Raw genomic sequence first — 11,005 nt, forward strand, 5'->3', positions numbered from 1 at the left:
GCCGCGGGCGCTCCCCCTCGTTCTGGGGGGGCCCGCCCGGACCCGCCCCCGGGTGGGGGCGCGCCCCGGGTCCGGGGTGGGTCCGGATCACGCCTCCGGGACCGGCTCCTGGGTGAAGGACGCGTGGAAGCGGCGGGTGTGGTCCACCCGGCGTTCCGGGCCGGTCAGGGTGACCGTCGCCGTCAGGCGCGCGTCGGTGCTCGACGCGGCCAGGCGGAGTTCCAGGTCACCGGGCTCGACGATCCGGCGGCCGTCACGGCCGGTGAAGGACGCCACGTCGGCCGGAACCGTGACGCTGACACGGCGGGACTCCCCCGGCTCCAGCTCCACCCGGACGTAACCGACGAGCCGCTGTACCGGCTGGACGACGGAGGCGACCGGGTCGTGGAGGTAGAGCTGGACGACTTCGGTACCGGAACGGTCGCCGGTGTTGCGGACGGTGAGGGCGAGGGTGAACTCGCCGTCCGTGCCCGCCTCCTGAGCGTCCACCGCGAGGTCGCTCCAGGCGAAACCCGTGTACGTCAGGCCGTGGCCGAAGCCGAACGCCGGGGTCGGGTCGATGTTGGACACCTCGCTGGCCTGGGCGAGCCGTGCACCGAGGTAGGTGGTCGGCTGGGAGCCCGGGCCGCGCGGCACGCTGACCGGGAGACGGCCGGAGGGGTTCGTACGGCCGCTCAGCACCCCGGCGATCGCCTGGGTGCCGGCGACGCCGGGGAAGAAGGACTGCACGATCGCCGCGGACTCCGCGGCGGCCCGGCCGAGCGCGTACGGCCGGCCGGCGAGCAGGACGGTCACCACCGGCGTACCGGAGTCGAGCAGCGCGTCGAGCAGGTGCTGCTGGGCGCCGGGCAGGGCGAGGGACTCCGCGTCGCAGCCCTCTCCGCTGGTGCCGCGGCCGAACAGGCCCGCGCGGTCGCCGAGTACGGCGATGACGACGTCCGCTTCCCCGGCCGCGTCCACCGCCTCGCCGATGCCGGAGAGGTCCCCGTCGTCGATTCCGGTGCCGCGGGCGACCGTGATGTCCGCGTCGGGGAACTCGGCGGCCAGGGTGTCGCGCAGGGTGGGCAGGTCGATGCCGACCGGGACGTCCGGGTGCTGCACGCCCACGTGCTGGGGGAAGGAGTAGCAGCCCAGGACGGCGGTGGCCTCGGCCGCGTTGGGGCCGACCAGGGCGATGCGGCGCGGCGCGGCGAGCGGCAGGGTGCCGTCGTTGGTGAGCAGGACGACCGCCTTCTCGGCGATCTCGCGGGCCAGTTCCCGGTTCTCGGGCCGGTCCAGGTCGATCCTGCCGCGCAGCGCCTCCGGGTCGTCCAGGTCCACGCCCTCGAGCGCGGGCGGGACCGGGTTCCAGTCCGGGTCGAGCAGGCCGAGCGCCGCCTTCTGGCCGAGGACGCGGCGCAGGGCGCGGTCGATGAGCGCCTCGGGGACGCGGCCGGCGGTGACGGCCTCGGCGAGCGGTGCGCCGAACGTCTTGACGGTGGGCAGTTCGACGTCGACGCCCGCCTTGAGCGCGGCGCCCGCGGCGTCGGCGAAGTCGGCGGCGATGCCGTGCAGGAGCTTGAGGAAGGCGATGCCGAAGTAGTCGGCGACGACGGTGCCCTCGAAGCCCCAGGTGTCGCGGAGCAGTCCGGTCAGCAGGTCCTCGTCGGCCGCGGCGGGGACGCCGTCGGTGTCCGTGTAGGAGTGCATCACGGAGCGGGCGCCGCCCTCGCGGATCGCCATCTCGAACGGCGGCAGCAGGACGTCGGCCCGTTCGCGGGCGCCCATGGGCGCGGGGGCGAGGTTGCGTCCGGCGCGGGAGGCCGAGTAGCCGACGAAGTGCTTGAGGGTGGCGACGATCCCGGCGGACTCCAGGCCCCGCACGTACGCGGTGCCGATGGTGCCGACGAGGTAGGGGTCCTCGCCGATGGTCTCCTCCACCCGGCCCCAGCGGGCGTCGCGGACCACGTCGAGGACGGGGGCGAGGCCCTGGTGGATGCCGACGGACCGCATGTCGCGGCCGATGGCGGCGGCCATCCGGCGCACCACGTCCGGGTCGAAGGTGGCGCCCCAGGACAGCGGGACGGGGTAGGCGGTGGCACCCCAGGCGGCGAAGCCGGCCAGGCACTCCTCGTGCGCGACGGCGGGGATGCCGAAGCGGTTCGCCGAGGTGATGCGGGACTGGGTGCGCAGCAGGGAGAGCGCGCCGAGCGCCGGATCGACGGGTGCGGTGCCGAAGGGACGGGTGAGCTGGCCCAGTCCGGCGGGAAGGAGCGCGTCGAGGTCGACGGCCTCCTCCATGTCGTGCTGGTGCGGGGCGACTTCGCCGCCGTTGGCGGACGCGCCGACCCAGACGCCGTACAGCTGGGCGATCTTCTCGTCCAGGGTCATCGCGCCGATGAGCGCGTCGACCCGGGCGGTGACGGGGCGGTCGGGGTCGTTCCAGAGGGGGATTTCGGGGGTGGTCTCTACGGCCACGTCGGCAGTCACTTTCCTCCGACACCCATCAGACCCTGGACCAGGGCACGACGGGCGAACAGGTAGACGAGCAGGATGGGCACCATGGACAGCACCACGGCTCCCAGCAGACCGGGGATGTCGATGCCGTGTTCGGTCTGGAAGTTGTACAGACCCAGGGTGACGACCTTGGTGGAGTCGGACTGGGTCAGGACGAGCGGGAACAGGAAGCCGTTCCACGCCTGGAGCGCGGAGAAGACCACGATGGTGGACAGTCCGCCCCTCGACAGCGGCAGGACGAGCTGGAAGAACATGCGCCGCGGGGTGGCGCCGTCCATGGCCATGGCCTCGTACAGCTCCGGGGAGATGTCACGCATCGCGCCGCTGAGGATCAGCGCCGACATCGGCAGGCAGAACGCGGCCGTGGGCAGGATGACGCCGAGCAGGTTGTCGTACAGCCCGGCCTCGCTGATCAGGTAGAACATCGGCACGATGACGGCCTGGGCGGGGATGGCGAGGCCGAGCAGGAACAGCCGGAAGATCGCCGACGTGGTCCGGCCGCGGCTGCGGACGATCGCGTAGGCGAGCGGCGGTACCAGCAGCAGCACGATGCCGATCACGCAGGCGGTGACGACGAGCGTGTTGAAGAAGTACTGGCCGAAGCCCGAGTCGAAGGCGCCGGTGTAGTTGTCCAGGGTGAGGCTGTCCGGAATCGAGACCGGGCCGTTCTCGGCGTAGTCCTGGCGGGTGCGCAGGGTCGCGGCGAGCAGCACGTACAGCGGCAGGCCGACGACGAAGAGCCAGAAGATCGAACCGGCGCCGGCCAGGTAGTGGGGACGGCGCCTCATGACACACCCTCCATGGAGCTGCGCATCTTGTCGTAGCCGGAGACCCGGACGACGATCAGCGAGATGATCGTGGACGCGACGACCAGGGCCAGGGCGATCGCGGAGCCGGTGCCGTAGTCGAAGCTCTTGAACGCCTTGTCGTACATGTAGTAGGCGCTGATGGTGGTGTCGGTGCCGGGGCCGCCCTGGGTCAGGATGAGGACCGTCTCGAAGGTGGTCAGACCGCCGACGATCATCAGGATCATCGAGGTGATCATCGAGTTGCGCAGCTGCGGCAGCGTGATGTGGAAGAACTGCCGGTAGCGGCCCGCTCCGTCGATCTCCGCGGCCTGGTAGAGCACGTGGGGGATCGCGCGGGCGGCGCCCTGGTAGATCAGGGTGTGGAAGGGGGTGAACTGCCAGGTGCTGACGAACGCCAGCACGCCGATGGCGGTGGCCTGTTCACCGAACAGGTTGCCGTCGCCGAAGAGCCAGGTGGCCTCGGCCGGGATGCCGAAGTTCGGGTCGAGCAGTGCCCGCCACAGCACGGAGACGGCCGTCGCGGACAGCAGCAGCGGGATGAAGTAGATGACGGACAGGACGGCCCGGTTGCGCTGGTGACCGGCGGCCCAGACGCCGAGCACGATGCTCAGCGGTGTCTGGATGACCACGCCGAGCACGGTCAGCAGCAGGGTCAGCCAGATGCTCTCGAGCATCACCGGGTCGTCCATCAGGCGCGACCAGTTGTCCATGCCGACGAACTCGGGTGAGCTGAGCCCGTCCCAGCTCATGAAGGACAGCACCGCCACCATGATCAGCGGGGTGATCGCGAAGAGGGCGAAGAAGACTGCGGCGGGCAGGGCCCAGGCGAAGCCGGGGCGTCCCACCTTCGTTGCGGACGAGGCGGGCGGCCGCCGCCGGGACCCCTTGCGGGGGCCGGCGGCGGGCCGGGCGCTCGTGATCTTTGTGGTCATGAGCCGTTCGTCACTCGGTCGGGAGGGCCTGCATGGCCTTGATGAAGCCGTCCGTGTCGAGCTGTCCGTTGAAGAACTGCTGGATGGCCTTGTGCATGTCCGAGCTCGCCTTCTGCGGGTACGCCTGGTCCCAGGACAGCTGGAACGACGGGGCGTCGGCGACCAGGTCGTACTGGAAGCGCGAGTACTCGGGGTTGGCCGACTTCTCGATGAACTTGTCGGTGTTGGTCGTGGTCGGCAGGTTGCCGATGTCCAGCTGCGCCTTGACGAAGTCGTCGGAGTACATGAGCTTCAGGAACTCGGCGACGGCCTCGGGGTGCTTGGTCTTCTTCATCACCGAGTAGTAGTTGTTCGTGTTGCCGGCGACGTTGGCCGGGTCGCCCTTGCCGCCCTCGACGGTCGGGAAGGCGGTGTAGCCGAGGTCCTTCTCGGCGAACTCCTTGTGGTCCGTCAGCTGCTGGGAGTAGTACCAGGAGCCCATCAGCTCGAAGCCGGCCTTGCCCGAGGCCACCAGCTGGACCGAGCCGCCGTTGGTGTACTTGACGGAGTCGTAGTTCTTGCCGAAGGCGCCGGCGTCGACGAGCTCCTTGATCATGTCCAGGGCCTTCTTGCTGTCCGGGCTCTCCCAGGCGCTCTTGTCGCCCCCGACGGCCTTCTCGAACACCTCCGGTCCGGCCACGCGGTCGTAGAGGTACTGGAACCACATCTGCGTCGGCCAGATGTCACCGCCGCCGAGCGCGATCGGCGTGACTCCCGCGTCCTTGAGCTTCTCCACCGCGCCGAGGAGTTCGTCCCAGGTCTTCGGCGGCTTGACGCCCGCCTCGTCGAGGACCTTCTTGTTGTGGAAGAGCAGGACCGGCTGGGTGCCGCGCATCGGGATGCCGTACGGCTTGCCGTCGACGACGGCGTTGTTGAAGACGGACGGCAGGAACTTGTTCTCCAGGCCCGGGTCCTTCTTGATGAAGTCGTCCAGCGGCATCAGCAGGTCGGCCTTGACGAACGGCTTGATGCTGCCGCCGCCCCAGTTGAAGAAGACGTCCGGTGCCTGCGGGGTGCTGATGATCGTCTGCAGCTTCTTCTGGTAGTCCGCACCGGGGATGGTGTCGAGGACGACCTTGACGTCGGACGTCTTGTTGAACGTGTCGACGAGCTGCTTCTCGACCTTGTTGGTGGCGTCCCCGTAGACCAGGACATGGATCTTGCCGTCGTCCGTCGACGCCCCGCCGTTCCCGTCGCCACAGGCCGAGAGGCTCAGTGCGAGGGTGAGCGTCGCACCGCAGGCGACCAGTCTGGGCAAGCGCGCACGTGTCTTCATCGTTCGCCTTTCGAAAGTTTCGGCATCATCACCGAAAGTCCATGCCGTGGGACAGTAGGTCAGACCCGTGTTTCGGTCAACGGTCGGAACGGTACTCACCCAAACCGTTATCGACGCACTGTGCCCTATCCTGCGGGTATGCACGAAGACGACGAGGCGGGCGGCAGAGTGACCCTGGCCGCGGTCGCGAAAGAGGCCGGCGTTTCGATGCCGACAGTTTCGAAGGTCCTCAACGGCCGTTCGGATGTCTCCCCCACGACCCGGGCCAAGGTGGAGCGGCTCCTGGAGGTCCACGGCTATCGCAGGCGCGCCCAGTCGGCGTCCCGTTCCCCGCTCATCGAGCTCGTCTTCCACGAACTGGACAGCATCTGGGCGATGGAGCTGATCAGGGGGGTGGAGAACGTCGCCAAGGAGAACCGCGCGACGGTGGTGCTCACCGAGAGCGGCACCCGGCACGCGCCCGCGCCGGACTGGCTCCCGGGCGTGCTGCAGCGCAGGCCGCTGGGTGTCGTGCTGGTCTTCTCCACACTCCCGGAGGACGTCAAGCGGCGGCTCAGGGCGGCGGCCATCCCCTTCGTCGTCATCGACCCCGCGGGCGATCCCGACCCGGACGTGCCCTCGGTCGGCTCGGCGAACTGGGCCGGCGGTCTCGCCGCCACCCGCCATCTCACCGACCGGGGGCACGAGCGGGTCGCGATCATCACCGGGCCCGAGGACATGCTGTGCTCACTGGCCCGCCTCGACGGCTACCGCTCGGCCATGGCGATGGCGGGCCTGGAGACCGATCCGCGGCTGATGCGCTTCGGCGACTTCCATGTGCAGGGCGGCTTCGAGCACGCCATGGACCTGCTGGAGGGTCCTGACCGGCCCACGGCGGTCTTCGCGGGCAGCGACCTCCAGGCGCTCGGCGTGCTGGAGGCGGCCCGGGTCAAGGGCCTGCGCGTGCCGGAGGATCTGTCGGTGGTCGGCTACGACGACGTCCCCCTGGCGCAGTGGGTGAGCCCGCCGCTCACCACGGTCCACCAGCCGCTGCGGCACATGGCCGAGGAGGCCGCCCGGATGCTGCTCCGCCCGGACGACCCCGGCACGGCCGCCCAGCGCATAGAGCTGGCGACGCACCTGGTGGTACGGCAGAGCACGGCTCCGCCCAGGAAGGCGTGAAGAACGCCGGGCCGGCCGCGAAAGCGCGGCCGGTGGATGCGGTCCGGAGGTGACGGGACGGGAACCCGTAAGACGCGAGGGGAATTCGAATGTTTCGGAAGCTCCCGAAAACGCGTTGCGACGACGTACGGGCCGCCCGTGACGCCGTCAGGAGTCAGGCGGTGTGCCGGAAGTCGCTCGGAGGGATTCCGTAGGCACGCCGGAAGGTGCGGCTGAAGTCGGCGGGGTGACGGAAGCCCCAGCGGAGGGCGATCTCACCGATCGTCCGATGCCGCAGTCGCGGGTCGGCGAGGTCGGTGCGGGTGCGTTCCAGCCGGCGGCGGCGGATCGTGGCGCCGACCGTCTCGGTCTCCTGCTCGAACAGGGCGTGCAGGAGCCGTACGGAGATGTGGTGATGGGCGGCTATCGCCGCCGGACTCAGATCCGGGTCGGACAGGTTGTGCGTGATACCGCCCGCTCGCGCCTCCTGATCGACACGGCCGCCTGAGGAATCGGCCCGCTCCGGGGGGACCGGTGCGTGGACCGGTCCCCCCGTTCCGGCGGCGCCACCGGATTCCCCCCATCGCCGGGGTGCCGCCCGCCCACTGTGCCGCACCGGGGGCCACTTGGTCCTCGGCACACAGCGCAGGGGGCATCGGCACGGCGTGCACCACCGCACCCGTCCGGTCAGGCGCCGGGCAGGACGCCGGTGCGGGCCACCTCGGAGTACCAGCGGGCGCTGGCCTTGGGGATGCGGGTGCCTGTCGGGTAGTCCACGTAGACGGCGCCGAAGCGCTTGCCGTAGCCGTGGGCCCACTCGAAGTTGTCCAGCAGCGACCACAGGAAGTAGCCGCGTACGTCCGCGCCGTCGACGATGGCCCGGTGGACGGCGGCCAGGTGGCCGCGCACATAGGCGATCCGGGCGGGGTCGTTGACGTTCCCGGAGGGGTCGGCGTAGTCGTCGAAGGCGGCGCCGTTCTCGGTGATGACCAGCGGCAGCTTCGGGAAGTCGGACGACAGCCGGCGCAGCAGGTCGTACAGGCCGGTGGGGTCGACGGCCCAGCCCATGGCGGTGGTGTCGCCGGGCGGCTGGTGGAAGGCGACCCGGTCGGCGCCCGGCCAGGGGCTGTGGACGCTGTTGCCGTGTCCGTCGGAGTTGTGGGTGCCGGTGCCGTCGGCCTCGGAGACGACGGTGGGCGAGTAGTAGTTGACGCCGAGGAAGTCCAGCGGCTGGTGGATCCGCCCGAGGTCGCCGTCCCGCACGAAGGACCAGTCGGTGAGCGCCGCGGTGTCCTTGAGCAGGTCCTCCGGGTAGGCGCCCTGCAGCATCGGGCCGGTGAAGACCCGGTTGGCGAGCGCGTCGATCCGGCGGACCGCGTCGGCGTCGGCGTCGCTGCCGGTGAGCGGGCGGACGTGGTGGATGTTGAGGGTGACCGAGCACTGGGCGGCGGCGGGGAGGCGGTCGCGCAGCGCCTGGACGGCCAGGCCGTGGCCCAGGTTGAGGTGGTGGGCGGCGCGCAGCGCGGCGACCGGGTCGGTGCGGCCGGGGGCGTGCACGCCGGAGCCGTAGCCGAGGAAGGCGCTGCACCAGGGCTCGTTGAGGGTGGTCCAGGTCTTCACCCGGTCACCGAGGGCGTCCGCGGCGAGGGCGGCGTACTCGGCGAACCGTTCGGCGGTGGCGCGCTCCGGCCAGCCGCCGGCGTCCTCCAGTTCCTGCGGCAGGTCCCAGTGGTAGAGGGTGGCGACGGGCTGGATGCCCTTGTCCAGCAGGTCGTCGACAAGGCGGCGGTAGAAGTCCAGGCCCTTCTGCACGGCGGGGCCGCGCCCGGTGGGCTGGATCCGGGGCCAGGCCAGGGAGAACCGGTAGGCGCCCAGGCCGAGTTCGGCCATGAGGGCGACGTCCTCGCGCCAGCGGTGGTAGTGGTCGGTGGCGATGTCACCGGTGTCGCCGTTGCGGACCCGGCCCGGGGTGCGGGCGTAGGTGTCCCAGATGGACGGCGTACGTCCGTCCTCGGCGGCGGCCCCCTCGATCTGGTAGGAGGCGGTCGCGGAGCCCCAGAGGAAGCCCTTGGGGAAGGTGCGGGCGGCGTCCGGGGCGGACGCGGTCTGCTGTGCGGTGACCACGTAAGTCCTTTCGGGGTAAGGGGGTTCGCAGGCGGATGCCTGGTGGGGGTCGATGCACGGGACCGGTGTGCGGGACCGGTCGCGGCGGGTCAGCCCTTGACGGCGCCCGCCATGATGCCGCTGACGATCTGGCGGCCGAAGACGATGAACATCGCCAGCAGCGGCAGTGTGCCGAGCAGCGCGCCCGCCATGATCAGCGACTGGTCGCGGACGTAACCCGCGCTGAGCTGGGTCAGGGCGACGGGGACCGTCGGGTTGGTCATGTCGAGCACCACGAACGGCCAGAAGAAGTCGTTCCACGCGTGCACGAACGTGATCATGAACAGGACGGCCATCGCGGGCCGCGCCACGGGCAGCACGATGCTCCAGAAGATCCGCAGCGAGTGCGCCCCGTCCACGCGTCCGGCCTCGACGAGTTCGTCGGGCAGCGCCTCGGACAGGTACTGCCGCATGAAGAACACGCCGACGGCGCTCACCAGCGTGGGGAAGATGACGGCGGGCAGCTGCTGCGACCAGCCCAGCTCGGCCATCATCATGAACAGCGGTACGACGGCGAGCTGCGGCGGCACCATCATGGTGCCGATCACCAGCATCATCAGGGCGTTGCGCCCCTTGAACCGCAGTTTGGCGAAGGCGAATCCGGCGAGCGTCGCGAACAGCACCGTGGACAGGGCGATCGCCCCGGCCACGATCAGGCTGTTGATCATGGCCTTGCCCATCGCCGCCTCGTCCCAGGCCCGGGCGAGGTTGCTGAACAGGTTCGGGCCGGGCAGGAACGGCGGCGGTGTCTGGCTGACCCGTGTGTTGTCGGTGGACGCGGCCACCATCGTCCAGTACAGCGGGAAGATCGACAGCACCGCCATGATGGCGAGCAGGACGTAGGCGAGTGGGCCCGCGTGGTGCTGACGGCCGGCGCGCTGGCGCAGCAGCCGGCGGCCGCCGCGGCCGGCGGTCTTCTCGGCAGGGGTCCGGTCCGGGGCGTCCGTCCGGGCCGGGAGGCTTTGAGTGGTCATGGCGACTCCAGGTCAGGACGTGCGGGAGCGCAGGCGCTTGATCAGGCGCTGCGCCACGAAGACGAGGACGAGCAGCATGAACATCGCCCAGGCGACGGTCGCCGAGCGGCCCATCTGGTAGTTCTTCCAGCCCTCCTCGTACAGCAGGAGACCCAGCGTCTGGTACTGGTTGTCCGCGCCGCCGGTGACGCCGTTGGGCCCCTGTCCGAAGATCAGCGGCTCACCGAACAGCTGGGTGGCGCCGATCGTGGAGAGCACGATGGTGAAGACGATGGTGGAGCGGATCCCGGGGATGGTGACATGGGTGAACTGCTGCCACCGGGAGGCACCGTCGAGGGAGGCCGCCTCGTACCGCTCGGCCGGGATGGCCTGCATGGCGGCCAGGTAGAGCAGCGCGTTGTAGCCGGTCCAGCGCCAGATGACGATGGTGGAGATCGCCACCTGGGCGGGCCACTTGTCGGCCTCCCAGTCCACCGGGTCGATGCCGACCGAGCCGAGCGCCCAGTTGATCATTCCGAAGTCACGCTCGAAGATCATGGTGAAGACGAGCGCGGCGGCGGCGACCGAGGTGGCGTACGGGACCAGCGAGGCGACGCGGAAGAACAGCGAGGCGCGCATCCGGTAGTTGAGCAGGTGCGCCATACCGAGCGCCATCATCAGCTGCGGCACCGTGGAGATGATGCCGATGGTGATGGTGTTCTGCAGCGCGTTCCAGAACCGTGAGTCGCCCCAGAGCTCGACGTAGTTGTCGAACGCCACCCACTCCATGATGTCGAGCGTGGCCAGTTCCACGTCGTGCAGGGAGATCCACGAGGTGTAGACGAGGGGGTAGAAACTGAACGCGGCGAAGACGACGAAGAACGGCGCGACGAACGCGTACGGCGCGCCCTTGACATCCAGCCGGTGCAGCCATGCGCCGCGCCGGCGGGTGGTTTTCTCACCGCCCGTCGTGCGGGGCGGGCCGGGAGGCTCCTCGCCGGCCAGGGCCTTGGTGGTGGAGGTGGCCACCGGACTTCCTTCCTGAGAGCGGATGTGTGAGCCGGGCCCCGGGGCCCGCGGCCGGGTGGCCAACCGGGCCCCGCCGGGGGGGGGGGGGGGGGGGGAGACCCCCCCCAAAAAAATAAGCAGCCAGGTGGGATTAAAAACCACAAAACCCCAAGTGGCCCCGCAGAACCC

At 70.2% G+C, this 11,005-nt stretch carries 9 protein-coding genes; 1 reads left to right on the plus strand and 8 read right to left on the minus strand.

Annotated features, from left to right (window positions below; all coding sequences use genetic code 11):
- Positions 1-87: 87 nt before the first annotated feature.
- The 4 genes from ACFXAE_RS35390 to ACFXAE_RS35405 are packed head-to-tail and all read right to left on the minus strand — an operon-like array spanning position 88 to position 5,552.
- Positions 88-2,469 (minus strand): glycoside hydrolase family 3 N-terminal domain-containing protein, encoded by a 2,382-nt coding sequence (locus tag ACFXAE_RS35390; RefSeq protein WP_384723553.1) that lies wholly within the window; start codon positions 2,467-2,469, stop codon positions 88-90.
- Positions 2,466-3,284: a carbohydrate ABC transporter permease gene (locus tag ACFXAE_RS35395; protein WP_384723556.1), complete on the minus strand. Its 819-nt coding sequence runs from the start codon at positions 3,282-3,284 to the stop codon at positions 2,466-2,468. Before ACFXAE_RS35395 ends, ACFXAE_RS35390 begins: the two co-directional genes overlap by 4 nt.
- Positions 3,281-4,237, minus strand: a complete 957-nt coding sequence (locus tag ACFXAE_RS35400; protein ID WP_384723559.1) for a carbohydrate ABC transporter permease — start codon at positions 4,235-4,237, stop codon at positions 3,281-3,283. The genes ACFXAE_RS35395 and ACFXAE_RS35400 overlap by 4 nt, the downstream gene beginning before the upstream one ends.
- A 10-nt stretch (positions 4,238-4,247) precedes the next feature.
- Positions 4,248-5,552 (minus strand): ABC transporter substrate-binding protein, encoded by a 1,305-nt coding sequence (locus ACFXAE_RS35405; protein WP_384723562.1) that lies wholly within the window; start codon positions 5,550-5,552, stop codon positions 4,248-4,250.
- A gap of 138 nt (positions 5,553-5,690) precedes the next feature.
- Here ACFXAE_RS35405 and ACFXAE_RS35410 point away from each other — a divergent pair, with 138 nt between their 5' ends.
- The gene (locus tag ACFXAE_RS35410) at positions 5,691-6,713 is read left to right on the plus strand and encodes a LacI family DNA-binding transcriptional regulator (RefSeq protein WP_384723565.1); all 1,023 of its coding nucleotides are present in this window, start codon (positions 5,691-5,693) and stop codon (positions 6,711-6,713) included.
- Positions 6,714-6,867: 154 nt separating this feature from the next.
- Here the strand turns inward: ACFXAE_RS35410 and ACFXAE_RS35415 are convergent, their stop codons facing one another.
- The 4 genes from ACFXAE_RS35415 to ACFXAE_RS35430 form a co-directional block, all read right to left on the minus strand.
- Positions 6,868-7,332, minus strand: coding sequence for a helix-turn-helix transcriptional regulator (locus ACFXAE_RS35415; RefSeq protein ID WP_384723568.1), 465 nt, complete (start codon positions 7,330-7,332; stop codon positions 6,868-6,870).
- Between the two features lie 47 nt (positions 7,333-7,379).
- Positions 7,380-8,816, minus strand: a complete 1,437-nt coding sequence (locus tag ACFXAE_RS35420; RefSeq protein WP_384723571.1) for a GH1 family beta-glucosidase — start codon at positions 8,814-8,816, stop codon at positions 7,380-7,382.
- Between the two features lie 89 nt (positions 8,817-8,905).
- Entirely contained in the window at positions 8,906-9,829 is a 924-nt protein-coding gene (locus tag ACFXAE_RS35425) for a carbohydrate ABC transporter permease (RefSeq protein ID WP_384723574.1), read from the minus strand.
- A gap of 12 nt (positions 9,830-9,841) precedes the next feature.
- Positions 9,842-10,837 (minus strand): carbohydrate ABC transporter permease, encoded by a 996-nt coding sequence (locus tag ACFXAE_RS35430; RefSeq protein WP_384723577.1) that lies wholly within the window; start codon positions 10,835-10,837, stop codon positions 9,842-9,844.
- Positions 10,838-11,005 lie beyond the last annotated feature (168 nt).

It is taken from the genome of Streptomyces sp. NPDC059454 (genome assembly GCF_042749965.1).
Classification (GTDB): Bacteria; Actinomycetota; Actinomycetes; order Streptomycetales; family Streptomycetaceae; genus Streptomyces.